Raw genomic sequence first — 26,385 nt, 5'->3', positions numbered from 1 at the left:
GGTCAGACGATGGGTTGATGGACGGTGACCAGCTTGGTCCCGTCCGGAAAGGTGGCTTCGACCTGGATGTCCGGAATCATCTCGGCGATGCCGTCCATCACGTCCGCACGGGTGAGGACCGTGCGGCCCTCGCTCATCAGCGCCGCGACGCTCTTGCCGTCGCGAGCGCCTTCCATCACGGCGGCGGAGATCAGGGCGATGGCTTCGGGGTAGTTGAGCTTCAGGCCGCGCGCCTTGCGGCGTTCGGCGAGCAGCGCCGCGGTGAAGATCAGCAGCTTGTCTTTTTCGCGCGGGGTCAGTTCCATGGGAGCGGCATCAGGTGGCTGGGGGAGTCGGCCATTATGGGCAGGGCTTCCTCTTTGCAACAGTCGTGCCCTGTTCGCCAAAAGCCGTACGGATGGCACGAAAGATGCACCGAAACGGTGTGAATCCCACAGACACGGCCGCCACCCCGGATGATGCCCCCCAGCGCATCGTCAAGGTCCGGCGCGACTACAACAGCTGGGTCGCGAGCGAAACGCTCGAAGACTACGCGCTGCGCTACACGCCGCAGCGCTTTCGCAAGTGGTCCGAATGGCGGGTGGCCAACACGGCTTTCGGGGCGGCATCGTTCCTCATCCTCGAAGCCGTGGGCGCCACGCTGCTGGTGCAGTACGGCTTTGCCAACGCCTTCTGGGCGATCCTGGTCACGGGGCTCATCATCTTCCTGGCGGGGCTGCCGATCAGCGTGTACGCCGCGCGCTATGGCGTCGACATGGACCTGCTCACGCGCGGCGCGGGCTTCGGCTACATCGGCTCGACGCTGACTTCGCTGATCTACGCCTCGTTCACCTTCATCTTCTTCGCGCTCGAGGCGGCCGTGATGGCCTACGCGCTGGAGCTGGCGCTCGGCATTCGGCCGGTCTGGGGGTACCTGGTGTGCGCGCTGGTGGTGATTCCGCTGGTCACGCACGGCGTGTCGGCCATCAGCCGGCTGCAGCTGTGGACACAGCCGCTGTGGCTGGTGATGCTGGTGGTGCCTTTCGTCTTCGTGCTCGTGCGCGATCCTGGTGCATTTGCAGGCATCGTGCACTACAACGGGGTCAAGGCGGGTGCCAAGGGCTTCGATCTGCACCTGTTTGGCGCCGCGCTGACGGTCGGCATCGCGCTGATCACCCAGATGGGGGAGCAGGCCGACTACCTGCGCTTCATGCCTGCGCGCACCGCCACCACCGGGCGGCGCTGGTGGTCCGGCGTGCTGGCCGGCGGCCCGGGCTGGGTGGTGCTCGGCGTGCTCAAGATGCTGGGCGGCGCCCTGTTGGCCTACCTTGCCATCACGCACATGGTGCCGGTCGAGCGTGCGGTCGATCCGAACCAGATGTACCTCGCGGCCTACGAGTACGTGTTTCCGAACTACGGCTGGGCGGTGGCCGCGACGGCGCTGTTCGTGGTGATCTCGCAGCTCAAGATCAACGTCACCAACGCCTATGCGGGGTCGCTGGCCTGGAGCAATTTCTTCTCGCGCGTGGCGCACAGCCATCCCGGGCGCGTGGTGTGGGTGGTGTTCAACGCGTTGATCGCCTTCATGCTGATGGAGATGAACGTGTTCGAGGCGCTGGGCGATGTGCTCGGGCTGTTCGCCAACATCGCCATCGCCTGGATGATGTCGGTGGTGGCCGACCTGGTCATCAACAAGCCGCTGGGGCTCTCGCCGCCGGGCATCGAGTTCAAGCGCGCGCACCTGTGGGACATCAACCCGGTGGGCGTGGGCGCGATGGCGCTGGCCTCGGTGCTGTCGATCACCGCGCACCTGGGCGTGTTCGGGCCGCTGGCGCAGGCCTTCTCGGCGCTGATCGCGCTGGGTACGGCGTTCGTCGCCTCGCCGCTGCTGGCATGGGCGACGGGCGGCAAGTACTACCTGGCGCGGGCTTCCGATGCGAGCGGCGCCGTTCCTTTCGCGCCGGCTGCAGGTTCGCGCGCCGTGCGCTGGGCGCGGGTGGCGTCGGACGAAAGCGGCAGCTACCAGCGCCTCAAGGTGCAGCACTGCGTGATCTGCGAGCGCGAGTACGAAGGGCCGGACATGGCGCACTGCCCGGCCTACCAGGGCGCGATCTGCTCGCTGTGCTGCACGCTCGATGCGCGCTGCGGCGACCTGTGCAAGCCGCATGCGAGCCTGTCGGCGCAATGGTCGGCTGTGCTGCGCTGGCTGCTGCCGCGCCGCAGCTGGCGCTATCTCGACACGGGGCTCGGGCACTTCCTGCTGCTGATGCTGATCATCGTGCCGCTGCTCGCCGTGGTGTTCGGCGTGCTGTACCAGCAGGAGCTGCGCGCGTTCGCCGAAAGCGCGGTGGAGCTCGCCGCGCAGGCCGACGCATCGCAGGCATGGGCGGGCGTGCAGCAGTCCGCGTTGCGCTCGGGCTTTCTCAAGGCCTACATGGCGCTGCTCGTCATCGCGGGCATCGTCGCCTGGTGGCTGGTGCTCGCGCACCAGAGCCGCAAGGTCGCCCAGGAAGAGTCGAACCGGCAGACGCATCTGCTGGTGCGCGAGATCGCGCTGCACCGCGAGACCGACCGCGCACTGCAGGCCGCGAAGCAGACCGCGGAAGAGGCGAGGGCGGTGGCCGAGCAGGCCCAGCGCGCCGCCGACCAGGCCAACCAGGCCAAGAGCCGCTACATCAGCGCCATCAGCCACGAGTTGCGCACGCCGCTCAACAGCATCCTCGGCTATGCGCAGTTGATGGGCGAAGACCACTCGGTGCCGCCGCACCGCCAGCAGGCCGTGGCGGTGATCAAGCGCGGCGGCGAGCACCTGCTCTCGCTCATCGAGGGCACGCTGGCCATCGCGCACATCGAGGCCGGCAAGCTCACGCTGCATGCGCGGCCGATGCGCTTTGCCGACACGGTGCGCGAGCTGGCCGACATGTTCGAGCTGCAGGCGGCGGAGAAAGGCCTGCAGTTCCGCTTCGAGGCGGCCGGCGCCCTGCCCGAGGTGGTGCGCGCCGACGAGAAGCGGGTGGGCCAGATCCTCATCAACCTGCTGGGCAACGCGATCAAGTTCACCGCCGCGGGGCAGGTCACGCTGCGGCTCGCCTATGCGCGCGAGTTCGCGGCCATCGAGATCGAGGACACGGGGCCGGGCATGACGGCCGAAGACATCGAGCGCATCTTCGAGCCTTTCGCACGCGGCAACGCGGCCGCCTCGTCGGCCCCGGGGGCGGGCCTGGGCCTCACCATCGCCAAGATGCTGACCGACCTGATGGGCGGCGAGATGAAGGTGAGCAGCACGCCGGGCGAAGGCTCGCTGTTCTGCGTGCGGCTCTTCCTGCCGCGGGTGCACGACACGGCGGCGGGCGCCAGCCGGCCGGTGCCGGTGGCACGCGCGCGGCGCGGCTACGAGGGACCGCGCCGCCGCCTGCTGGTGGTCGACAACGAGGAGGCCGACCGCGACCTGCTCGACCATGTGCTCGCGCCGCTCGGCTTCGAGCTGCGCACCGCCGCGAGCGGCCACGATGCGCTCGATCTCGTCGCCGCGGGTTACCGGCCCGATGCGATGTTCGTCGACCTCGCGATGCCGGGCATCGACGGCTGGGAGACGATCCGCCGCGCGCGCAAGCTCGGCCTGGCCGATGCGGCCGTGGCCATCGTCTCGGCCAATGCCTTCGACAAGGGGCTGGACAATGACGTGGGCATCGTGCCGGAGGATTTCTTCGTGAAGCCCGTGCGCCACACCGAGTTGCTCGACTGGCTCGAGCGCCGGCTCGGCCTCAAGTGGACCGACACGGCCGCTGCGCTGCCGCCGGTTGCCGCGCCGAAGACGATGCAGGCGCCGTCGCGAGACCGCCTGCGTGCCCTCGACGAAGCGGTGAGCCTGGGCTACTTTCGCGGCATCATGAACCAGCTCGACGACATCGACACCGAACAGCCCGAGTGCATGGCATGGACCGAAGCGCAGCGCGTGCTGGCGCGCCAGTTCCAGTTCGAAGCCATGAGCCGGGCGCTGGCCGAAGCGGTGAGTGCGCCATGACCTCGACACCTCCCCCGATGGAAACATCGCCCCTCGCCAGAACGCTGCGCGACCAGGGCGTCAACAGCGATCTCGTGCTGATCGTCGACGACGTGCCCGACAACCTCGCGGTGCTGCACGACGCGCTCGACGAGTCGGGCTACACCGTGCTGATCGCCACCAACGGCGAGCAGGCGCTGCAGCGCGCCGCGCAGGCGCGGCCCGACATCGTGCTGCTCGACGCGATGATGCCGGGCATCGACGGCTTCGAGGTGGCGCGCCGGCTCAAGGCCGATGCCGCGACGGCGCACATTCCCATCGTGTTCATGACCGGCCTGACCGAAACCGAGCACCTCGTGGCCGCGCTCGAAGCCGGCGGCGTGGACTACGTCACCAAGCCCATCAAGCCGAAGGAGGTGTTGGCGCGCATGAACGTGCACCTGCAGGGCGCGCGCCGTGCCCGGCAGGATGCGCGGCAGGCCGGCCAGGCACGCAACGCGCTCGATGCCTTCGGCTACGCGAGCATCACCGTGCGGCTGCCGGAGGGCCGGCTGATCTGGCAGACGGCGCTGGCGCGCGACTTGCTGCTGCGCTATTGCGAAACGCGTGCACCCGAGACACCACCCGCCGTGCTCGAATGGCTGCTGCGCCACGCGCCCGATGCCCGGCAGCGCGGCATCGAGCCGCCCGCGCTGTCGATCGTCCAGGGCGCGAGCAGCCTCACGCTGCGCCTGCACCAGCAGACCGGCCACGACGACGACGGCGACGAGTGGATGATCGTCATGCGCGAGGTGTCGGACACCGCGGTGATCGAGGCGATGAGCCTGAGCCTCAAGCTCACGGCGCGCGAGGCCGAGGTGCTGTACTGGGTGGTCAAGGGCAAGACCAACAAGGACATCGGCGAGATCCTGGGCAGCAGCCCGGCCACGGCCAAGAAGCACCTGGAGCGGGTGTACGTGAAGCTCGGCGTCGAAACGCGCACGGCCGCTGCGGGCGTGGCGATCAAGCGCATTCGAGAGCTGCAGCCCCAGTTCGAGATCTGAGTCCTCGCGGCGCCGCCGCGTCACCGCGTCACCGCGCCGACTTCCCGTGTCCCTAGAATGGCTCGAGGGCCCTTGGGGATGCGCGCGATGAAGAAAAACAGGCGGACAACGACAAGTCGACCACCGGCACACGGCTGGCTGCTCGCGCCTCTCTGCGTGCTTTCGAGCATGGGCGCGCAGGCTGCCGGCCATTTCGACGTCGACGATGCCGGCACGCTCGACCCCGGCCAATGCCAGTACGAAACCTGGTGGGGCCGCACCGGCACCGAACCGGTCACGGGCTTTCACGTCGGGCCGGCCTGCCGGGTCGGCCCCGTCGAGCTGGGGCTGAACTTCGACCGGCTCTCGGTGCAGGGCGTTCACTCGGTGACCGGCGGGCCGCAGCTCAAGTGGACCTTCCTGGGGCAGGCGGGGGACGCGCCCTTCAGCGCTGCCCTGTCGATGGGCACCGTGTCCGATCTGAAGCGCGGCGGCCGCATGGGCGGGCAGTTCGTCGTGCCGGTGACCTGGCGCCCGACCGGCAGCCTGCAGGTCCACGCCAACCTCGGCGCCGACTGGGCGCTCGGTACCGGCCTGCGTACACCGCGTGGCGGGGCGGCCGTCGAATGGGCCATCAACGACACCGTGTCGCTCATCGCGGAGCGCAATCGCGCGTCGGGTGTCTGGACGTCGCGCGTTGGCGGGCGCTTCAGCCTCACGCCGCTGATCAGCGTGGATGTCAGCGCTTCGCGCACCAAGCCTCCGGGCGAGCGGAGCGTGCGTGGCTTCGTGATCGGCCTGAATCACGAATTCACCTGGAAGTGAGGCGCGCCGCGCTTAGCGCAGGTAGCGCTGCATCCGCTTCTCGTCCTCGGCCAGTTGCAGGCGCATGAGCGAAAGAAAATCCCGCGCCGTGGCCGAGAGCACCTTGCCGGCCGGCAAGGCCAGCAGGCAGGTGAAGGACACATCGATGGAGAACCGGCGCACCACCAGCCCGCGCTCCGCGTAGTCGAGCGCGGTGATCGGGTTGACCAGGCCCACGCCCAGGCCGCGCAGCGCCATCTCGCACACGCTGGCCGCATAGGGCGTCTGCACCAGCACGCGAAGCGCCACGCCGTACGGCGCCAGCGCGGCTTCGAGCCGCTGGTGCGAAGGGTCTTCGGGATTGAGCGAGAGGAAGGGCGCTTCTGCCAACTGCTCCGGCTTGATGGTCTTGAAGCGTGCCAGCGCATGGCCCTCGGGCATCACCACCACCCCGGGAAAGCGCGAGAAGGTCGAGTGGTCGATGCCTTCGAGCGAGAGTTCGTCGGCCATCAGGCCGAAGTCGGAAATGCCCATGGCCACCCGGTCGCGCACGTCCTTGGAGCTCAGCACCTGCAGCGACACCTGCGGCCAGGGGCTCGCGCCGCGGTGCGCCTTCAGCCGGGCCAGCGCGCGCGGCATGAAGCCGAGGCCGTAGGCCGGAAAGCAGCTGAGCTCGAGCTGTGTGACGCCGAAGTCGCGCAGGCTGCGCACGCGATGCTCGATGGCATCCATGCCGATGAACACGCGCTCCACCTCGACCCACAGCGCGCGCGCCTCGGGCGTGGGCACCAGGCGGCCCCCGGTACGCTGGAACAGCAGCATTCCCGCCTGTGCCTCGAGCCGCTTGAGCGACTGGCTGATGGCGGGCTGCGTCACGTGCAGCAAGGCGGCGGCCTTGCGGGTGGAGCTGCTGCGCATCAGGGCCCGGAACGTCTCGATTTCGGCGAATCGCATCGATGAAGACCGATAAGTTTATTTATCGGTTGAGTATCTGGAGCTGGGTAATTTTATTTCCCAATGCATAAGATTTGGGCACAACTTCCAACGCAAGAGACGCCGTGACGCCATCGCCAGTTCTGGACTTCGAGTTCGCCGCCTTGCCAGCGGACCCTCCGGCCCATCATTCGGGCAACCCCTCGGCCAGCGCCCGGGCCCGGGCGCTCGAGCCGGTGAGGAATCCCCGCCTGCGGGGTCTGCAGTGCCTGCGCTGCGATGCGCTCTACCCGGTCACTCTCACGCACGATGGTTGCCCTGCGTGCAAGCGCGCGGGCTTTCATGTCGCGCTGCGCGCCAGCTACTTGCCGGATGGCCCGGATGCGGTCCCCATGCCTTACGCACCGGGCTTCACCCTCGGCGAGGGCCAGACGCCGATGCAGGAGGTGCCCGGACTGGCGCAACAGTTCGGTGTCGCACGACTGAGCCTCAAGGACGAATCGAGCAACCCCACCGGCTCCCACAAGGACCGGATGACGGCGGTCGGCGTGGCCCAGGCCCTCGACTTCGGCGCCCACACGCTGGTGCTCGCGTCGTCGGGCAATGCGGCGGTGTCGGCGGCGCACTATGCGTGGGCCGCCGGCCTGGGGTGCGAGGTTGCCACCTACGAAGGCATGCCGGCCACCTATGCGCGGCAGCTCGACGCGCTGGGCGCGCGGCGCTACGTGTTTGCCGACAACGCCGGCCGCTGGGCCTTCGTGCGCGAGCGTTCGCAATACCCCGGCTACTTTGCGCTGACCAACTACCGCCTGCCCGCGCTGGGCAGCGCGCCGCTGGCCATCGAGGGCTACAAGCCCATCGCGCTCGAATGCGTGACCGACGGCGGCCTGCCGGACCACATCGTGATCCCTACGGCGCGCGGCGATCTCGCCTGGGGCATCTATGCGGGCTTCCGCGACCTGCTGGCTGCGGGGCGCATTCCGCGCCTGCCGCGGCTCTGGCTGGTGGAGCCCTTCCCGCGCCTTTCGCGCGTGTTCGCAGGCGGCGCGATCAACGGCAGCTACCCCGGCCACACCGCGCAGTTCTCGACGGCCGGTGCCACCGTGACCTATCTGCAATGGCAAGCCGCCATGGCCACCGGTGGCGGTGCGGTGGTGGTGAGCGACGACGAAGCGCGTGCGGCCCGGCGGCTCCTCACCGCCGCCGGCGTGAGCGCCGAACTCTGCGCGGCCGCAGGCCTGGGCGCCCTGCGGCAGTTGCGCGAGAGCAATGCCATCGCGGCCGATGCCCATGTCGTGCTGATGCTTACCGCCAACGCGTCGGGCGATCCGAGCTGGCCCGACCCTGCCGTTTAAACCCCAAGGAATCACCATGCCGACGATGCATCGCCGGGCCTTTCTGGCCACCGGCTCTACAGTCCTGCTCGCTGCAGCGCAACCCGCGTGGGCGGCCTTTCCCGAGCGGCCCATCAAGCTCGTCGTGCCCTGGGCCGCGGGCGGCAGCACCGATGCCATTGCACGCGCGATGGCGCAGCGCATGAGCCAGACCATCGGCAGCCCGGTGATCGTCGACAACCGGCCCGGTGCGGCCGGCATGATCGGCACCGACGCGGCCGCCAAGGCGGCGCCCGATGGCTACACCATCGCCATCGTCGAATTGCCGCATGCGATTGCGCCGGCGGTGACGGCCAAACTCCCGTACGACCTGCTGCGCGATTTCACGCCCGTGACCATGATCGGCACCTCGCCGCTGGTGTTCTTCGCGGGCATGGACGACGACAGCAAGGACTTCAGGACCTTCCTGAAAACGGCGGCCGGAAAGCCGGCCCCGCCGGCCATTGCCCACAGCGGCGCGGGCACCGTCAGCCACCTGGCGGCCGAGCTGCTCGCGAGCCGCACGAAGATTCGTTTCAACATGGTGCCGTACCGCGGCTCCGCACCGGCGCTCACCGACGTGGCGGCGGGCACGGTGGCCGGCCATTTCGCGACGCTGGCCAGCGGCTCCAGCCTGCTGGGCGCCAACAGGATCCGGCCGCTGCTCGTCACGAGCACGCAGCGCGTGAACATTTCCGGCCTGCAGACTGTGCCCGCGCTGGCGGAGAACAACCTCAAGGGCATGGAGATCGACCAGTGGTGGGCCATGGTGGCCCCCGCCACCACGCCGCTCGACGTGATCGAGAAGCTGCGCCGCGAGGCCATTGCGGCGCTCGAACATCCTTCGGTGAAGGAGCGGCTGTCGGTGCTGGGCGTGCAGATGAAGGGCTCGACGCCGGGCGAACTGCGCGCCTTCCTGCGCTCCGAGGCCGAACGCTGGCAGAAGGTGGCGCACGAGATCGGCTTGCAGCCGCAATAACCGGGTCCGGGCCGACGCGCTACTTCGCGTCGCTGTAGACGGTGGCGCGCGACACGCCCATGTGCGCTGCCGCGATTTCGGCGCCGCGCCGTATCTCCAGGAAGCCCGCCTTCTTCAGCTCCTGCACGAGCAGCTTGYGGTCGGCGGGTTTCAGCGATCGCGAAGTGGTTGCGCGCGATGCGGCGAACTCGTCGATGCGCGCGTGGATGCGATCCGAATGGTGGGCCCCGGTGTCGAGGTGTTCATGCACTTCCCTGTCCTCGATACGCGTGAACTGCGAGATCGCGCCCTGGAAGCTCTGGAACAGAGTCAGGTCGACGTTGAGGCACAGCGCCGCCACGTAGTCACCGCTCTCGTCCTTGATGCCGATCGAGGTGCTCTTGACCTTGCGCCCGTCGGAAAAGGTGTTGGCGTAGTTCGCGATCACCGCCGGGTATTCCGGATCGCGGATGCGCGCCAGCCCGAGCTCCGTGACCGACTGCCCCACCTGCCGGCCGCTCAGGTTGTTCTCGATGGCGTAGATCGCGTTCTTCGGATTGCTCAGGTCGTGCACCACGACTTCGCAGAAGGGCGCAAAGGTTTCGCCGAGGCCTTCGGCCATGTTGCGCAGCATCTCCAGGAGCTGCTTGTTGGACTTCTTCTTCATGCCGGGAATGTATCCAGGTCTGGACGAAGAATCCAGATTGTACAAAAAGTACATGTTTGGATATATTATCCAGGTCAAATGACGTCCAGGAGAAATGCGAATGACACGCCAGGAACGCGCACGCTACATCGACCCCCGCACCGGCAGGTATCACGACCTGTCGGAGCGCCGCKGGCGCTCCGACGACGGCAATCCGATGATGGTGACGCCGCTGCCCGGCATCACGCGCGACGACATCGATTCGCGCGAGCGCTCGGTGTGGCGCTATCGCGCGGCGTTGCCGGTGGCGATCGACAAGCCCGCGAGCATGGGCGAAGGCTGTACGCCGCTGGTGCAGAAGCGCTGGGGCGAGCTCGACCCCTGCTTCAAGCTCGAGTGGTTCAACCCGACCTGCAGCTTCAAGGACCGCGGTGCGTCCGTGATGATTTCTTTCCTGCGGCAGCTGGGCATCGATGCCGTGCTGGAAGACAGCTCGGGCAACGGCGGGGCGGCCATCGCCGCGGCGGGTGCGGCAGCGGGGATCCGGGTCAAGGTGCTCGCGCCCAGCTACACGCCGGCGCCCAAGGTGGCGCAGATCCGGGCCTTCGGCGCCGAGGTGCAGCTTGTGCCGGGGCCGCGCGAGGAGTCCGAGCACGAGGCGGTGCGCCAGTCGGCATCGATCTTCTACGCGAGCCACAACTGGCATCCGTTCTTCCTGCAGGGCACCAAGACGCTGGCCTATGAACTCTGGGAAGACCTGGGTTTCGCCGCGCCCGACAACGTCGTGATTCCGGCGGGCGCGGGCAGCAATGTGCTGGGGTGCTACATCGGCTTCAAGGAGCTGCTGGCCGCGGGGCAGATCCGCAGGCTGCCGCGGATCTTCGTGGCGCAGCCGCTGAACTGCTCGCCGGTCGATGCGAGCTTCGTCGCCGGCGTGGACACCCTGGTGGACCGCATCGTCAAGCCGACGATCGCCGAAGGCACGGCCATCAAGCGCCCGGTGCGGCTGCAGGAAATTCTGCAGGCGCTGCGGGAGACGAATGGCAAGACGGTGGCGCTGACCGAAGCGCAGATCATGGCGGCTGTGCGCCAGCTGGCTGCGACGGGTTTGTACGCCGAGCCGACATCCGCGACGGCGGCCGCAGCCATCGACGTGCTGGCGCAGCGGGGCGACATAAAAGCCAACGAAACGACGGTCGTGCTGCTGACCGGCACCGGCCTGAAGTCGACGCAGTTCATGACCGAACTGTTCGGCGGCAGCGCTGCCTGAGCCTGAACTACCAGGGCCAGGCGATGCGTGTGCCTGTGCCCGTTGCGATTGCGCGCTCGTGGAGCAGGCGCGCGACCGTCAGGTCCTGGAGCGCGAGGCCGGTCATGTCGAAGACGGTGACGTCGCCGGGAGCGCGGCTGAACGGGGCCTTGCCGCTCAGCAGGTCGCCGAGTTCGGTGCCCGGCGTGTCGGGCGACCATTGGGTCTCGCCGATCTGTCGGGCTTGTGCGCGGTCGTCGACGAAGAGGCGAGCGCGCGGCAGCAGGCCCTCCGGGAGTTCGCGCTTGCCTCGCGTGTCGGCGCCGACGCAGTTCAGGTGCGTGCCGGGTTGCACGGCCTCGAGCTCGAACAATGCGCCTGAACCGGGTGTCGCGGTGATCACGATGTCGCTTTGCGCAACGGCGGCGTTGCGGTCGGTGGCGGGCGCGATGCTGCAGCGTGCCGCAAAGTTTTCCTCGAAGGCTGCGTTGCGCCGGCCATCGGCACCGATGTAGAGAACCTCGCGCAAGGAAGGAAGCAAGCGCAGTGCGAAGTCGAGCTGGATGCGCGCCTGCACGCCGGTGCCGAAGATGCAGAGGCGCGTGCTGCCGGTCCGCGCGAGCCGGCCGAGGCCCAGTCCGCCCGCCGCGCCGGTGCGCATGGTCGTGACCGCATTGCCGTCGATCAGGCACAGGGGCCGGCCGGTGGCGGGGTCGATCAGCATGATCGTCGCCTGGTGCGGCTCGCCGCCGCGCTGCCGGTTGTCCGGCCAGAAGCCGGCCGCCTTGAAGCCGAGCAGGCCCTGTGCCTGCACGTCGCCCGACTTGATGCCGAACACGCCGCCGGTGGCCAGGGGCTCGCGCACGACCGGGAAGACGCGGCCCTCGCGGTCGCTGTGGAGAACGAAGGCCTCGCGCACGGCCTGGAGCACGTCGTCGGGGGAGAGGAGGGTGTCGACCTGGTGCTTGTCGAGCAGCAGGAGAAGGGCGTCGGCCGGCCGCGTCGATGATGTCATCTGGAAATATTATCTATTTTCAGACAAAAAATCAATAAATAGCGGCAGCGGCCGCCCGGGTCAGCGTCCCGTGTGCACCTTGATCCGGATCGTCGCCACGTCCCAGCCCCTGTTCTTGAGCCGTGTCACCAGCATTGGCGACAGCTGGCGCAGCTTGGCGGCCGCGGCGCTGCCCTTCACCAGCAGGCACCAGACGTCGCCCTCGGCCGGCCCGGCCTGCACGGCGGCGCGCATGGCCGGCGGAATGAGGCCCTCCACGGCCTTCAGCCGCTCGGCGCTGTCGCGCGCGCGCGCCATCAGGCCCCCCAGCGTGGGCGAGCCTTCTGCGGCCTGGTGCAGGCTGACGGCGGGGGCGAGACGGCGATACATGGGTAATCCGGTAGGTAGAAACAAGACAGCTAAAATGCCCGGTTTGCCGGCGTTCGCGCCGGAAAAAGCCGCTTGCTTTCGAACTTGATTTCGAAGCGGGCGCGCCCAACTGCTTTCACCATATCTTAGGGAATCCGGTCGCAAGTGCCTGTCTCGTCAGGTGCCCGCCCATCTCCACCCAATGGCAACCAACTTCCTGACCCAGATCTTCGGCAGTCGCAACGACCGGCTCCTCAAGCAGTATCGCAAGACGGTGGAACGCATCAATGCGCTCGAACCCGAATTCGAGAAGCTCAGCGACGACGCGCTGCGCGCCAAGACGCAGGAGTTCAAGGACCGCATCGCCAAGGGCGAGACCCTCGATGCGCTGTTGCCGGAGGCCTTTGCCACGGTGCGCGAAGGTTCCAAGCGCGTCATGAAGATGCGCCATTTCGACGTCCAGCTGCTCGGCGGCATGGCGCTGCACAACGGCAAGATCTCCGAAATGCGCACCGGCGAAGGCAAGACGCTGACCGCCACGCTGCCGGTCTACCTGAATGCGCTGTCCGGCGAGGGCGTGCACGTGGTCACGGTGAACGACTACCTCGCCAACCGCGACGCCCGATGGATGGGCCGGCTCTACAACTTCCTGGGCCTGTCGGTGGGTATCAACCTGCCGCAGATGCCGCGCGAGGAAAAGCAGGAAGCCTACGGCAGCGACATCACCTACGGCACGAACAACGAGTACGGCTTCGACTACCTGCGCGACAACATGGTCTACGAGCCCGGCGACCGGGTTCAGCGCCGCCTGAACTACGCGATCGTCGACGAAGTGGACTCGATCCTGATCGACGAAGCCCGCACCCCGCTGATCATCAGCGGCCAGGCCGAAGACCACACCGACCTCTACCTGGCCATCAACAAGGTGGTGCCGCTGCTGACCAAGCAGGAAGGCGAAGCCGATCCGCGCACGGGCGAGGGCGTCACGGTGCCCGGCGACTTCACGGTCGACGAGAAGACGCACCAGGTGTTCCTGACCGAAGACGGCCACGAGAACGCCGAGCGCATCCTGGGCGAGCTCAAGCTGATTCCCGAAGGCGCCTCGCTCTACGACCCGGCCAACATCACGCTGCTGCATCACCTGAATGCGGCGCTGCGGGCACGTCACCTGTACCACCGCGACCAGCACTATGTGGTGCAGCAGGGCGAAGTGGTGATCGTCGACGAATTCACCGGCCGCCTGATGACGGGCCGCCGCTGGAGCGACGGCCTGCACCAGGCGGTGGAAGCCAAGGAAGGCGTCGAGATCCAGGCCGAGAACCAGACGATGGCCTCGATCACCTTCCAGAACTACTTCCGCCTCTACGGCAAGCTGGCCGGCATGACCGGGACGGCCGACACCGAGGCCTACGAGTTCCAGGAAATCTACGGGCTCGAGACGGTCATCATCCCGCCCAACCGCATCAGCAAGCGCGAAGACCAGCTCGACCGCGTCTACAAGACCACGCGCGAGAAGTACGAGGCGGCGATCCAGGACATCCGCGAGTGCTACGAGCGCGGCCAGCCGGTGCTGGTGGGCACTTCGTCGATCGAGAACTCCGAAATCATCGACGGCCTGCTCACGAAGGCAGACCTGCCGCACCAGGTGCTCAACGCCAAGCAGCATGCGCGCGAAGCCGACATCGTGGCGCAGGCCGGCCGCACGAAGATGATCACCATTGCGACCAACATGGCCGGCCGCGGTACCGACATCGTGCTGGGCGGCAACATCGAGAAGATGATCGAGGCGGTCGAGAACGACGAAGGCCGCGACGAAGCCGCCAAAGAGGCCGACATCGCGCACATCCGCGCCGAATGGACCAAGGACCACGAGTTCGTGAAGTCGCTCGGCGGCCTGCGCATCATCGCGACCGAGCGCCATGAGTCGCGCCGCATCGACAACCAGCTGCGCGGCCGTTCGGGCCGCCAGGGCGACCCGGGTTCGTCGCGCTTCTACCTGAGCCTGGACGATCCACTGATGCGCATCTTCGCGGGCGACCGCGTGAAGGCGATCATGGACCGCCTCAAGATGCCCGACGGCGAAGCCATCGAAGCCGGCATCGTCACGCGCAGCATCGAGAGCGCGCAGCGCAAGGTCGAGGCACGCAACTTCGACATCCGCAAGCAGCTGCTCGAGTACGACGACGTGTCGAACGACCAGCGCAAGGTGATCTACCAGCAGCGCAACGACATTCTCGACGCGGCCGACCTCACGGCACAGATCGCGGCGCTGCGCGAAGGCTGCTTCATGGACCTGGTGCGGCAGTACGTGCCGGCCGAATCGGTCGAAGAGCAGTGGGACCTGGACGGCCTCGAGAAGAGCCTCTTCACCGAGTGGGGCCTGGACACGCCGATCAAGAAGGAGGTCGAGGCCGCCGACGCGATTGCCGACGAGGACGTTCTCGAGAAGGTGGTCAAGGCCGCCAACGAGGCCTTCGACGCCAAGGTGGCGCTGATCGGCCAGGAGAACTTCACCCAGTTCGAGCGCATGGTGCTGCTGCAGAGCATCGACACGCACTGGCGCGAACACCTGGCCTCGCTCGACTACCTGCGCCAGGGCATCCACCTGCGCGGCTATGCGCAGAAGCAGCCCAAGCAGGAATACAAGCGCGAAGCCTTCGAGCTCTTCGGCCAGTTGCTGGACTCGGTGAAGAACGAAGTCACGCGCCAGCTCATGACGGTGCGCGTGCAGTCGGGCGAGCAGCTCGAGGAAGCCGCGGAAGCCATGGAGAGCCGCGGCGAGAACGTCTCCAACATCACCTACACCGCGCCGACCGAAACCGGCGAGGTCGAGGTGCGGGTCGACGAGGAAAACCAGCGCCGCATCGCGGCTGCCGGACTGGGTGCGCTCAGCGCCGAGGCAGCCGCATTCGCACGTGTCGGCCGCAACGACCCCTGCCCCTGCGGCAGCGGCAAGAAGTACAAGCATTGCCACGGCAAACTCAGCTGACCCAGAAACTCCCGAAGAGAAATCGCCATGCCCGTGAACCTGTCTGCCCCTGATCCTGCCGCCTTGTTCGCGGTGCCCGGCGTTCGCATCGGCGTGGCCGAAGCGGGCGTGCGCAAAGCCAACCGCAAGGACCTGACCGTCGTGCTGATCGACGAAGGCTCGGCGGTCGGTGGCGTGTTCACGCAGAACCGTTTCTGCGCGGCGCCGGTGCAGGTGTGCCGCGACCACCTGGCTGCGAACTACGGCATTCGCGCGATGGTGATCAACACCGGCAACGCCAATGCCGGCACGGGCGAAGACGGCCTGATGCGCACGCGCTCCACCTGCATTGCGCTCGCACGCAAGCTGGAGATCGCGCCCGAGCAGATCCTGCCGTTCTCGACCGGCGTGATCATGGAGCCGCTGCCCGTGGACCGCATCGAAGCCGGCCTGCCTGCCGCGCTGGCCGATGCCTCGGAAAACCACTGGGCGCGTGCGGCCGAAGGCATCATGACCACCGACACGATCCCCAAGGCGTTCAGCCAGCAGGTTCAGGTCGGCGGCGTCACCGTCACCGTCACCGGCATCAGCAAGGGCGCCGGCATGATCCGCCCGAACATGGCGACCATGCTGGGCTTCATGGCCACCGACGCGAAGATCGACCCATTGCTGATCCAGCCGCTGGCCAGGCTGCTGGCCGATGCCTCGTTCAATCGCGTGACCATCGACGGCGACACCTCGACCAACGATTCCTTCGTGGTCATCGCCACGCAGAAGGCGGCGCACGCCACCATCACCTCGCTGGATTCGGCCGAGGGCCAGGCGCTCGTGGCCGCGATGCAGAACGTGGCGCGCCAGCTGGCGCAGGCCATCGTGCGCGACGGCGAAGGCGCGACCAAGTTCATCACCATCCAGGTCGAAGGCGGCCGCGACGCCGCCGAGTGCAAGCAGGTGGCCTATGCCGTGGCGCACTCGCCGCTGGTCAAGACCGCTTTCTACGCCAGCGACCCGAACCTGGGCCGTATCCTGGCGGCCGTGGGCTACGCGGGCATTGCCGACCTCGACCAGACCGGCATCGACCTGTTCCTCGACGACGTGCATGTGGCCGTCAAGGGCGGGCGCAATCCGTCGTACCGCGAAGAAGACGGCCAGCGCGTGATGAAGCAGAGCGAGATCACGGTGCGCATCGGCCTCGGCCGCGGCGAGGCCAGCGAAACCGTCTGGACCTGCGACCTGAGCCACGATTACGTGACGATCAACGCCGATTACCGGTCATGAACGAGCAGTTCCAGAAGCTGATCGAGCGCGCCGAACAGCTGATCGCCCGCATCGAATCGATCCTGCCGCAGCCGCTCTCGGCGCCGGCCGACTGGAATGCGTCGATTGCCTGGCGCTACCGCCGCCGCAACTCCGGCCATGGCGTACTGGAGCCGGTCAAGCATGTGGCCACGATGGCGCTCGACTCGCTGAAGGAAATCGACGTCCAGAAGGAAAAGATCGAGCGCAACACGCGCCAGTTCGTCGAAGGCAAGCCGGCCAACAACGTGCTGCTGACCGGCGCGCGCGGCACGGGCAAGTCGTCGCTGATCCGTGCCTGCCTGCAGGCCTATGCGCCGCAGGGGCTGCGGCTGATCGAGGTCGACAAGGCCGAGCTGGTCGACCTGCCCGACATCGTCGAGGTGGTCTCGCAGCGGCCCGAGAAGTTCATCGTCTTCAGCGACGACCTGAGCTTCGACGAGGGCGAGCCGGGCTACAAGGCGCTCAAGTCGATCCTCGACGGGTCGATTGCCGCGTCCACGCCCAACGTGCTGATCTACGCGACCAGCAACCGGCGCCACCTGCTGCCCGAGTACATGAAGGAAAACCTCACGTACACGCACACCGAAGACGGTGAAGTGCATCCGGGCGAGGTGATCGAGGAAAAGATCTCGCTGTCGGAGCGCTTCGGCCTCTGGGTGAGCTTCTATCCCTTCAGCCAGAACGAGTACCTGACGATCGTCGGGCAATGGCTCTCGTCGTTCGGCGTCGACAAGGCCGCCATCGCGGCGGCGCGGCCCGAGGCGCTGGTCTGGGCGCTCGAGCGCGGCTCGCGCAGCGGCCGCGTGGCTTACCAGTTCGCCCGCGACTACGCGGGCCGGGGCGCCGCGTGAGCGCCGAAAACGGCCGCAAGCACACCGAGGTCGCGGTTGGCGTGCTGATCCGCCTGACCGACGACGCTCTGCTGCTCTCGACCCGGCCCGAGGGCAAGGCCTACGCGGGCTACTGGGAGTTTCCGGGCGGCAAGATCGAAGCCGGCGAGACGGTCGAGGAAGCTCTCCGGCGCGAGCTGCAGGAAGAGCTCGGTATCACCATCGATGGCGCATCGGTCTGGAAGGTCACGGAGCACGACTATCCGCATGCGCTGGTGCGTCTGCACTGGTGCAAGGTGACGGCCTGGACCGGCGAGTTCGAGATGCGCGAAGGACAGGCCATGGCGTGGCAGCAGTTGCCGCTCGACGTGGCGCCGGTGCTGCCGGGCGCGCTGCCGGTGCTGGAGTGGCTGGTGCAGGAGCGCGGCCTGCCTGCTTCGGCCGCCCTTGCGGTTTCCACCCTGGCCTGATGGGCGGCACTGGCCGGTACGCCGGCTGACGTTGCAGGCCTGAACCCGACGATGCACCCCCCCAAGTACCGCGCCGACATCGATGGCCTGCGCGCCGTGGCCGTGGCGTCGGTGCTGGCCTTCCACGCGTTTCCCGATGCGCTGCCCGGAGGCTTCATCGGGGTCGACATCTTCTTCGTGATCTCGGGCTTCCTGATCACGACGATCATCATGCAGAGCCACGCGGCGAGCGACTTCAGCTACCGCGACTTCTACGCGCGCCGCATCCGTCGAATTTTTCCGGCGCTGATGCTGGTGCTGGCGGCCACGCTGGCCTTCGGCTGGTATGCGCTGCTGCCGAGGGAGTTTGCCGAACTCGGCAAGCAGGCGGCAGGCGGTGCTGCCTTCGTGGCCAACTTCATCTTCTGGGGCGAGTCGGGGTATTTCGACACCGCGGCCGAGACCAAGCCGCTGCTGCATCTGTGGTCGCTCGGGATCGAGGAGCAGTTCTATATTTTCTGGCCGCTGCTGCTGGGCGTGGCATGGCGGCGGCGCTGGCCGATCGTCCGGCTGCTGTGGGCGGTCGCGGTGGTTTCGTTTCTCGTCAACGTGCTCACGGTGCATCCGTACCGCGAGGCGGCTTTCTATTCGCCGGTGTCGCGTTTCTGGGAGTTGATGGTGGGCGGCATCCTGGCGTGCATGCGCCTGAAGCCCTTCACGCCGAGCGCATGGCGCAGCCACCTCCAGTCGGTGCTGGGCGTGGGGCTGATCGTGCTGGGGCTGGTGATGACCCGCAGCGACAAGGCCTTTCCGGGCTGGTGGGCGCTGCTGCCGACGCTGGGTGCGGTGAGCTGCATTGCAGCCGGCCCGGAAGGGGTGCTCAACAGGTACGTGCTTTCGAACCGGATGATGGTGTGGACCGGCCTCATCAGCTATCCGCTTTACCTGTGGCACTGGCCGTTGCTGGTGTATGCGCGGATCGTGGAAGAGGGCACGCCCTCGGCCGGGGTGCGCGCCGGTGCAGTGATCGCGAGCGTCGTGCTGGCATGGGCCACCTACCGTTTCGTGGAGCGTTTCACGCGGGCCCGCACGAGCGTCGGCATGCTGCACGCGCTGGCGAGTTCCGGCGCGGTCGTTGCGCTGGCCGGCGTGCTGGCACTGGGCGGCATGCCGCCGCGCAACGGCAGCGACCTGCTGCGCAAGGTGACCGATGCCACCGTGGACGACAACTACTACGACGGCTTCACGCGGGAGAAGCTGGGCACCCGTCCGGTCGAGCGCGTTGGCAGCGGAGCCCGCAAGGTCCTGCTGATCGGCGACAGCCATGTCCAGCAGTACGCGCCGCGCGCGAGGGAGCTGGCGCGCAGCGCGCCCGGCCAAATGGCGACGGCGTATTTCTCGACCTATGGCGCTTGCCCTCCCGTGCCCGGTGTTCTGGCTGACGGCAATCCGGGCTGCGAGAAGGCGCGCGCCGGCATGCTTGAATTGGCCCTCGATCCGCAGATCGACACGGTCGTGGTCGGCGCTTGCTGGAACTGCTACTTCACCGGGAATTTCCCGCTGGCCTACTACTTCCAGGATCGTGCTTCGGCCTACCCGATCAACAACGGCGGGCCCGGCATCGGGCGCTCGCTGGATGCGCTTGAAACACTGCTGAAGGAGCTGGTCGGGCGCAAGAAGAAGGTCTACCTGCTGCTGGACAACGCGCGGAGCGTGGAGTTCGAGCCCAGGCGCCTGATCGAAGGCAGCCGCATGGGCAAGATGACGGCCCTGACGAGCACCACCACCGGCCCGTTGCCGCCCGAACAGGCGCAGCTCAACGAGCGGTTGAGGCGCATCGCCGCATCGAGCGGCGCGCAAGTCATCGACGTGGTGGCGCAGCTTTGCCAGTCGGGCCAGTGCGTGCGGTCATTGCCCGACGGCACGCCGGTCTACAAGGACCGGGAGCACCTGCGGCCCTTCTACGTGCGGGAGCACGTGGATTATCTCGACAAGGTGTTTCTCGGGGACGGCAACCGCTAGCCGGCGCCTGCGACGCCACTTACTGGATCTTGGGATCGCCGAAAGGCTCTTCGTCGGGCGGTGCCTCGGCCGGCATCCGGAATTCCTCGCTGGCCCAGGCACCCAGGTCGATGCCCTTGCAGCGCGCGCTGCAGAAGGGGCGATAGGGATTGGACGGCGCGTAGATGCTGTCGCCGCCGCACGAAGGGCAACGGACGATCCGCTCGCCTTTGTCGTTCACTCGGCTCATTGTTGGGCGGTCTCCGCGCTTTGCGCTGCGGCATTCGCCTTGGGAGCGGCCCGGCGGCTCATGCGCAGAGCGTCAGTTCGAAAGGCGCGTCGTCCGTGCTCTGGTGCAGGCGGTCGTCGGCCTCGTGCCGCATGAGCCGGACCGAAACCATCAGGCGATTGCCGCTGATTTCGGGGATCAGCCCGAGCCGGGGATCGATGCGCAGGCGCAGCAACTGGAAGCTGCGTCCCTGCGGCAGGTTCTGCTGGAACTGGCCGCCGGTGGCGATGACCTTGTAGGGCACATCGGCGTCGCGCAGCAGCTTGAGCAGCAGGTAGATGGAAGACGCCAGGGGCGAGAGCGTGTTCGACCAGCGCTCGAGGTCCGCGCGGCGGCTCGCCGCCGTGCGGTGCTGCCAGGCATAGTAGGCCGGCAGGTCGAATTCGCAGGTGCCGCCCGGAATGCCCGCGCGGCTGCGGATGCTCATGAGCCACTCGTTGTCCGTCAGCGACTGGCCGGCCTTGCCGGCCACGCCGTTGAGCGCCGCGAAGTTGCCCTCCAGCTGGCCGACCACCTGGTCCAGCACGGTTTCCGCAATGGCCGGATTGCCCCGGTAGCTGTTGAAGACGTTCTTGTGCTTGTCGAGGTCGCGCAGCACGTCGGCCTTGAGGTCGGCACGCGCCGCCACGTCCATGATCTCGAAGATCGTGACCAGGGCGTAGTGGTGGGACAGCGGCGATTCCGAGGGCACCAGTTCTCCGAGGCGACGGAACAGGTGTTCCAGCCTCAGGTAAGTGCGGATGCGCTCGTTGAAGGGGTACTCGTAAAGGATCACGCGTTTTTATCGGTTTCCTGTCGCGGGATCATAACTTCAGGGTGATTTGGTAGGGGGCGTCGGAAGCACTTCGCGCACGGCGGCCAGCATGCGGTCGCCGAGGAGAAGCTGTCCGTGCATCGACATGTGAGTGTCGTTCGAGAAATAGAAGTCGCGAACCTGGGTGTGTTTCTCGCGTGTAAAAGCGTAGAGGTCGGGGCCCGTCAGCTTCGATTCGCGGAACCCGGTTTCGAAATCCTTCGAGTAGTCGGGCTTCAGGTACACCGTCGTCTTGTTGGGGATCACCATCCACATGATCGGGATGGCGGTGTGGGCCTTGGTGAAATCCTTCATCCACTGGAGGTGCGCAGGGGTCAGCGGGCCATTGTCTTCGTCTTCGGCGAAGAAGGGCATCTTGTCGCACGAGCGATGGGAAAGAAGCTTGCAGCCGTCCGGCACCTGGCGCACCCAGGTGTTCCAGTCGAAGTAGGTGGCGGTTGCAGACTTTTTCGCTTTCCACGTGTTGTAGTAGGTGGTGACGCCGGTCATGAACTGGACGTTCCAGTTGGGCGCGGGGCTGGGCACCGTCTCGTCGGGCGTGATGAGCGGGTGCGTCATGGCGTCGTAGGCCATGCGCATCTTGTTGCACTTCGCGCTGTCCTTGGTGCGGTCGCCCAGCAGGCGCTCCACGCTCTCGATGATGATCAGCTTGCCCTTGAAGCCGGAGCGCTCGACCCATTGGTCAAAGTCGCCGCACAGCGCGTTCTCGTACTGGCCCCAGTACGACGTCGAGACGCGGTAGCCGGCCTTCACGAGCGCGGACTGCCAGCGGAAGGTCATGGAGAAACTGTCGCCGATGACCATGATGTCGGCTTGACCGACCGGCGTGCCCTTCAGGTAGGCCGGGTCGACCTTGGGCGGGGGCTCGGTCCAGCCGAATTCACGCTCGGACAGGCGCCCGATCCGCGTGAGGTCGCCGTAGGGGATGGGGCTGGTGAGCGAAACGATCCACAGCGCCATCAGCAGGATGTAGCCGATGAAGAAGAACCGCAGCCAGACTTTCGCGGGCATCGTCATGTCGAATCAGAATTGGAAATAGAGGAACGGGCTGTAGTTGCCCAGCTTCGAAACGCACCATGCGAACAGCGCAAAGGTGCCGACGGCCAGCACCGCGGTGGAGAGCCAGGCCATGACCGGTTGGCCCGCGACAGCCTTCGGATGCGGAATCCAGCGTTCGAGCGTGATGGTGGGCGGCAGCGCCAGGCAGATGATGATGCCGACCAGCAGGGTCTGGAAGAACTCGGGCTTGCGGAACGGAACCGGGCCCAGTTCGCTGAAGGCCGACGGCGGCGCGCCGTGCAGGCCGAGCATGCCCTTGTAGATGGCCATGGCCGTGTGCATGCCATCGGCGCGGAAGACGATCCAGGCCGCCACCACGCAGAGGAAGGTCAGCAGCCAGCCCAGCACATGGGCGATGCGGCCCGGCGTGGCATTGCGGCGCACCTTGGCATTCCACAGGTGATTGATCATCAGGAAGATGCCGTGCAGTGCGCCCCAGATCACGAAGGTCCAGGCGGCGCCATGCCAGAGGCCGCCGAGCAGCATCGTGAGGAACAGGTTCAGGTAGCGCCGGGCCGGGCCCTTGCGGTTGCCGCCCAGCGGCACGTAGAGATAGTCGCGCAGGAAGGTCGACAGCGAGATGTGCCAGCGGCGCCAGAACTCGATGATGTTGGTCGATTTGTAGGGCGAGCGGAAGTTGAGCGGCAGCTGCACGCCAAGGCAGAGCGACAGGCCGACAGCCATGTCCGAATAGCCCGAAAAGTCGAAGTAGATCTGCAGCGTGTAGGCCAGCGCACCGAACCACGCGGTGTAGAGCGTGGGCTCGATGCCCTTGTGCACGCCGTTGAACATCATGTCCGCGTATTGCCCCAGGGGGTCGGCGATCAGCAGCTTCTTGGCGAGGCCGAAGGTGAAGATCGCGATGCCGATCGCCACCTTGTTCGGGTCGACGCGGTAGGTGGAGGCGTTCGCGAATTGCGGCATCATCTGCGCGTGATGCAGCACGGGACCCGCGATCAGGTGCGGGAAGTAGGTCACGAACAGGACGTAGTGGATGAAGCTGCGCTCATGCACCTTGCCCTGCCAGCAGTCGACCAGGAAGGCGATCTGCGTGAAGGTATAGAACGAGATGCCGATCGGCAGCACGATGTGCAGCAGCGGGATCTGCGAGAAGCCCCCTGCGGCCAGCCCGTCGTTCACGTTCGCAACGAAGAAATTGGCGTACTTGAAGACCGCCAGCACGCCGAGGTTGACCACCAGCGAGGCCACCAGCAGCGACTTGCGCTGGCGGTCGTCGCGGCCCGGCGCAGGCGACAGGCGCAGCCCGAACCAGTAGTTGACGCAGATGGAGCCCAGCAGCAGCGGCAGGGCCTGGACACTCCACCAGCCGTAGAAGAAGAGCGAAGCCAGCGCGAGGAAGCCGGCGGCGGATCGTGCGTTGCGCTTGCCGATCAGAAAGAACCCGATCAGGACCAGCGGGAAAAAGACAAAAATGAAGGGATACGAGTTGAAAAGCATCTCGGGGAGGGCACTGCGGCGAGCGCCTTTTTGTCGTAATCGTTATGCGGCCGCGGGAGCGGCAGGTCTCGGATTATCGCGTGGTGGCCGCAGCCCACTGCTTCCAGAGACCCTGCACTTCGGTTTCGAGTTCCTCGAGCGTCAGCGACTCGTTGAAAATGACCGCGTCGGCGGCTGCCCGGCGTGCCTGACGCGGGGCTTGTTGTGCAATCACTGCGCGGACGGCCTCGGGCGTCCAGCCCGAGCGCGCGACGACACGTTTCAATTGGGTGGCTTCGGTGGCGTCGACGACCAGCACGCGGTCCACGATGGCGCGCCAGCGCCCGGATTCGACCAGCAGCGGTACGTCGAAGACGACGATGGCGTCCTCGCCCGCGGCAGCGGCCTGGCGTTGGGTCTCGGCGCCGATCAAGGGGTGCAGGATGGATTCGAGACGAAGCTTGGCGCCCGCATCGGCGAACACGAGCTGGCGCACGGCGGCTCTGTCGAGGCTGCCGTCCGGGGCAATGACGGCATGCCCGAATGCGGCTTCCAGCGCCGGCATCGCGATGCCTCCCGCCTGCGCGATGCTGCGTGCGATGGCATCGGTGTCGACCAGCACGGCGCCTTGAGCGACCAGCTGCGCGGCAACAGTGCTCTTGCCGCTGCCGATACCGCCCGTCAGGCCGATGCGCCGCACCATGCCTGGTTCAATGGATCAGCGCGCCGAGCGGGAACGCGAAGGGGATCCATTGCCTCACGAGTCCGGGGCCGATGACAAGGCAGACGAGGCCGGCGCCGGCCAGGAAGGGGCCGAATGCGATCGGAATGTCCTTGTGGGCCAGCTTGCCGGCGAAACGCAAGGTCAGGCCGATCACGGCGCCCACCAGCGAAGAGACGAGGATGATGGCGATGAGGTAGTCGGCCCCGAGCCATGCACCCAGCGCCGCGAGCAGWTTGAAGTCTCCATAGCCCATGCCCTCCTTGCCCGTGACCAGGCGATAGCCATGGTACACAAGCCAGAGGCTCAGGTAGCCGAACACCGCGCCCCAGACGGCCGAGTTCAAGGCCACGCCGGTCCAGCCCATGGCCGCACCGATGAGGCCGAGCCAGAGGAGGGTGTAGTTGAGCGAGTCGGGCAGGAACTGGGTGTCGAAATCGATCAGGAACTGGCAAGTCAGCAACGCCGCGAAGGCGGCCCACAAGGCGCCGGTGGGGGTGAGGCCGAAGCGGTAGCCGCAGAGGGCGAACAGGACGCCCGTGATCAGCTCGACCAGCGGATAGCGCGGGCTGATCGAAGTCTTGCAGGAAGCACAGCGTCCGCGCAGGAACAGGTAGCTCAGGACAGGAATGTTCTGGTACCAGCGGATCTTGTGGCCGCAAGCGCCGCATCGCGATGCCGGACGGGTGAGGTCGAAGGGCGGCAGATTCTCGATGGCCGTGGCCGCCTTGTCCGCGGCGGCCTCGAGTCCCTCGGGCGGCACGGTCTTCGGGCCGAAGACCAGCGACCAGAGCGAAGGGGCATCCTTCGAGGACATGAGGTTGGCGACGGCGTCGGCCAGCCAGTCCCGGTACATCATCACCGGCGTGCGGTAGATGACGACGTTCAGGAAACTGCCGATCAATAGCCCCAGCACGCCGGCCAGCGCGGCGTCGAACTCCTGCGAAACCGGCATCAAACGACTTGGCCGAGCTTGAAGATGGGGAGGTACATCGACACCACGATGCCGCCGATGATCGTGCCGAGGAACACGATGATGATGGGTTCCATCAGGCTGGAGAGACCGGCAACCATGTCGTCCACCTCGGACTCGTAGAAGTCGGCTGCCTTGCCCAGCATGTGGTCGATGGAGCCGGACTCTTCGCCGATGGCGGTCATCTGGATCACCATCGAGGGGAACAGGTTGACGTTGGTCATGGCCGTGGTGAGGCTGGTGCCGGTGGACACCTCCTGCTGAATCTTGGCGGTGGCGTCGCCATACACGGTGTTGCCCGAAGCACCGCCCACCGAGTCGAGCGCTTCGACCAGGGGCACGCCCGCGGCAAACATGGTCGCCAGCGTCCGGGTCCAGCGCGCCACGCATGACTTCTCGATCAGCGTGCCAAAAATCGGAATGCGAAGCAGCAGACGGTCCATGACCTTTTGCACACGTTCATTGCGCTTCCAGGCTTGCATGAAAAAGTAGAGCCCGCCACCGATGCCCCCGAAGATCAGCCACCAGTAGGACACGAAGAACTCGCTGATGCCGATCACGATCAGCGTGGGCGCGGGCAGGTCGGCACCGAACGAACTGAACACCTGCTTGAAGGCAGGAATGACGAAGATCATGATGATGGCGATCACCACGAAGGCAACCACGACCACCGAGATCGGATACATCAATGCCGACTTGATCTTGGATTTGATCGCCTCGGTCTTTTCCATGTAAGTGGCAAGCCGGTCGAGCAGTTCTTCGAGAATACCGGCCGCTTCACCGGCCTCCACCAGATTGCAATACAGGTTGTCGAAGTACTTCGGAAACTTGCGAAAGGCTGCCGACAGCGAGGTACCCGTTTCCACATCGCCGCGGATGTCGTTGAGCAGCTTCGCAACGCTCGCATTCGCATTGCCGCGGCCGACGATGTCGAAGGACTGCATCAAGGGCACGCCGGCCTTCATCATGGTCGCCAGCTGACGCGTGAAGATCGCGATGTCCTTGGGCTTGATGGCCTTGCCCGAGCGCATGCGCCGCTTCTTGATCTTGGAAGCGAGCACGCCCTGGCGCCGCAGCGCAGCCTGCACCTGGTTTTCGCCGGCGGCCCGAAGTTCGCCGCGCACCAGCTTGCCGTTGCGGTCCTTGCCTTCCCATTCGAAGACAAATTCCTTGTGCGTGACCTGGGAGGAGCGGGGGGATGCCACTGTTGCCATT

23 protein-coding genes are annotated in these 26,385 nt (G+C 66.7%); 11 read left to right on the top strand and 12 right to left on the bottom strand.

Annotated elements, in window-relative coordinates:
- Positions 1-2: 2 nt before the first annotated feature.
- Positions 3-305: an urease subunit gamma gene (locus tag AC1DXX_RS12855; protein WP_478134588.1), complete on the bottom strand. Its 303-nt coding sequence runs from the start codon at positions 303-305 to the stop codon at positions 3-5.
- 104 nt (positions 306-409) lie between these two features.
- On the opposite strand from AC1DXX_RS12855, the gene AC1DXX_RS12850 reads away from it, so the two are divergent.
- The 3 genes from AC1DXX_RS12850 to AC1DXX_RS12840 all read left to right on the top strand — a co-directional run bounded on the left by AC1DXX_RS12850 (position 410) and on the right by AC1DXX_RS12840 (position 5,829).
- Complete coding sequence (locus AC1DXX_RS12850; RefSeq protein ID WP_478134587.1) at positions 410-4,003, top strand: hybrid sensor histidine kinase/response regulator; 3,594 nt, start codon at positions 410-412, stop codon at positions 4,001-4,003.
- Between the two features lie 17 nt (positions 4,004-4,020).
- A complete protein-coding gene (locus AC1DXX_RS12845) occupies positions 4,021-5,025 on the top strand; it encodes a response regulator (RefSeq protein ID WP_478134586.1) in 1,005 nt (334 codons plus the stop codon).
- Between the two features lie 156 nt (positions 5,026-5,181).
- A complete protein-coding gene (locus AC1DXX_RS12840) occupies positions 5,182-5,829 on the top strand; it encodes a hypothetical protein (RefSeq protein WP_478134585.1) in 648 nt (215 codons plus the stop codon).
- Positions 5,830-5,841: 12 nt separating this feature from the next.
- Here AC1DXX_RS12840 and AC1DXX_RS12835 read toward each other — a convergent pair whose 3' ends face one another.
- Positions 5,842-6,762 (bottom strand): LysR substrate-binding domain-containing protein, encoded by a 921-nt coding sequence (locus tag AC1DXX_RS12835; protein ID WP_478134584.1) that lies wholly within the window; start codon positions 6,760-6,762, stop codon positions 5,842-5,844.
- A gap of 104 nt (positions 6,763-6,866) precedes the next feature.
- On the opposite strand from AC1DXX_RS12835, the gene AC1DXX_RS12830 reads away from it, so the two are divergent.
- Together AC1DXX_RS12830 and AC1DXX_RS12825 are read left to right on the top strand one after the other, a co-directional pair.
- A complete protein-coding gene (locus AC1DXX_RS12830; protein WP_478134583.1) occupies positions 6,867-8,096 on the top strand; it encodes a threonine synthase in 1,230 nt (409 codons plus the stop codon).
- 16 nt (positions 8,097-8,112) lie between these two features.
- Positions 8,113-9,093, top strand: a complete 981-nt coding sequence (locus AC1DXX_RS12825; protein WP_478134582.1) for a Bug family tripartite tricarboxylate transporter substrate binding protein — start codon at positions 8,113-8,115, stop codon at positions 9,091-9,093.
- A gap of 19 nt (positions 9,094-9,112) precedes the next feature.
- Here AC1DXX_RS12825 and AC1DXX_RS12820 read toward each other — a convergent pair whose 3' ends face one another.
- Positions 9,113-9,739 carry a helix-turn-helix transcriptional regulator gene (locus tag AC1DXX_RS12820; RefSeq protein WP_478134581.1) on the bottom strand — a complete coding sequence of 209 codons (627 nt, stop codon included), beginning with the start codon at positions 9,737-9,739 and terminating at the stop codon, positions 9,113-9,115.
- 100 nt (positions 9,740-9,839) lie between these two features.
- Here AC1DXX_RS12820 and AC1DXX_RS12815 point away from each other — a divergent pair, with 100 nt between their 5' ends.
- A complete protein-coding gene (locus AC1DXX_RS12815) occupies positions 9,840-10,988 on the top strand; it encodes a threonine synthase (protein ID WP_478134580.1) in 1,149 nt (382 codons plus the stop codon).
- 7 nt (positions 10,989-10,995) lie between these two features.
- Here AC1DXX_RS12815 and AC1DXX_RS12810 read toward each other — a convergent pair whose 3' ends face one another.
- On the bottom strand, positions 10,996-11,982 hold the full coding sequence (locus tag AC1DXX_RS12810) for an ornithine cyclodeaminase family protein (protein WP_478134579.1): 987 nt from the start codon (positions 11,980-11,982) through the stop codon (positions 10,996-10,998).
- A gap of 60 nt (positions 11,983-12,042) precedes the next feature.
- Entirely contained in the window at positions 12,043-12,351 is a 309-nt protein-coding gene (locus tag AC1DXX_RS12805) for a hypothetical protein (RefSeq protein WP_478134578.1), read from the bottom strand.
- Between the two features lie 181 nt (positions 12,352-12,532).
- On the opposite strand from AC1DXX_RS12805, the gene secA reads away from it, so the two are divergent.
- Genes secA through AC1DXX_RS12780 form a run of 5 tightly spaced genes read left to right on the top strand, consistent with a single transcriptional unit; the run spans position 12,533 to position 19,898 of the window.
- Positions 12,533-15,319 (top strand): preprotein translocase subunit SecA, encoded by a 2,787-nt coding sequence (secA, locus tag AC1DXX_RS12800; protein WP_478134577.1) that lies wholly within the window; start codon positions 12,533-12,535, stop codon positions 15,317-15,319.
- Between the two features lie 27 nt (positions 15,320-15,346).
- Entirely contained in the window at positions 15,347-16,576 is a 1,230-nt protein-coding gene (argJ, locus tag AC1DXX_RS12795; protein ID WP_478134576.1) for a bifunctional glutamate N-acetyltransferase/amino-acid acetyltransferase ArgJ, read from the top strand.
- A complete protein-coding gene (locus AC1DXX_RS12790) occupies positions 16,573-17,448 on the top strand; it encodes an ATP-binding protein (RefSeq protein WP_478134575.1) in 876 nt (291 codons plus the stop codon). The genes argJ and AC1DXX_RS12790 overlap by 4 nt, the downstream gene beginning before the upstream one ends.
- Positions 17,445-17,897, top strand: a complete 453-nt coding sequence (locus tag AC1DXX_RS12785) for an NUDIX domain-containing protein (RefSeq protein WP_478134574.1) — start codon at positions 17,445-17,447, stop codon at positions 17,895-17,897. The genes AC1DXX_RS12790 and AC1DXX_RS12785 overlap by 4 nt, the downstream gene beginning before the upstream one ends.
- Before the next feature lie 51 nt (positions 17,898-17,948).
- Positions 17,949-19,898 (top strand): acyltransferase family protein, encoded by a 1,950-nt coding sequence (locus tag AC1DXX_RS12780; protein WP_478134573.1) that lies wholly within the window; start codon positions 17,949-17,951, stop codon positions 19,896-19,898.
- 19 nt (positions 19,899-19,917) lie between these two features.
- Here AC1DXX_RS12780 and AC1DXX_RS12775 read toward each other — a convergent pair whose 3' ends face one another.
- From AC1DXX_RS12775 to AC1DXX_RS12745, 7 genes are all read right to left on the bottom strand, one after another.
- A complete protein-coding gene (locus tag AC1DXX_RS12775) occupies positions 19,918-20,127 on the bottom strand; it encodes a DNA gyrase inhibitor YacG (RefSeq protein ID WP_478134572.1) in 210 nt (69 codons plus the stop codon).
- Between the two features lie 58 nt (positions 20,128-20,185).
- Entirely contained in the window at positions 20,186-20,941 is a 756-nt protein-coding gene (gene zapD, locus AC1DXX_RS12770) for a cell division protein ZapD (protein ID WP_478134571.1), read from the bottom strand.
- Between the two features lie 36 nt (positions 20,942-20,977).
- The gene (locus tag AC1DXX_RS12765; protein WP_478134570.1) at positions 20,978-21,991 is read right to left on the bottom strand and encodes a hypothetical protein; all 1,014 of its coding nucleotides are present in this window, start codon (positions 21,989-21,991) and stop codon (positions 20,978-20,980) included.
- Between the two features lie 12 nt (positions 21,992-22,003).
- Entirely contained in the window at positions 22,004-23,497 is a 1,494-nt protein-coding gene (locus AC1DXX_RS12760; protein WP_478134569.1) for an MBOAT family O-acyltransferase, read from the bottom strand.
- A gap of 73 nt (positions 23,498-23,570) precedes the next feature.
- A complete protein-coding gene (gene coaE, locus AC1DXX_RS12755) occupies positions 23,571-24,179 on the bottom strand; it encodes a dephospho-CoA kinase (protein WP_478134568.1) in 609 nt (202 codons plus the stop codon).
- A 7-nt stretch (positions 24,180-24,186) separates the two neighbouring features.
- A complete protein-coding gene (locus tag AC1DXX_RS12750) occupies positions 24,187-25,152 on the bottom strand; it encodes a prepilin peptidase (protein ID WP_478134567.1) in 966 nt (321 codons plus the stop codon).
- Positions 25,152-26,384, bottom strand: coding sequence for a type II secretion system F family protein (locus tag AC1DXX_RS12745; RefSeq protein ID WP_478134566.1), 1,233 nt, complete (start codon positions 26,382-26,384; stop codon positions 25,152-25,154). Before AC1DXX_RS12745 ends, AC1DXX_RS12750 begins: the two co-directional genes overlap by 1 nt.
- Position 26,385 lies beyond the last annotated feature (1 nt).

It is taken from the genome of Variovorax sp. P4_B10, from assembly GCF_056402375.1.
The sequence above is the reverse complement of the archived record's forward strand: the minus strand, read 5'-3'. Positions and strand labels throughout refer to the sequence as shown.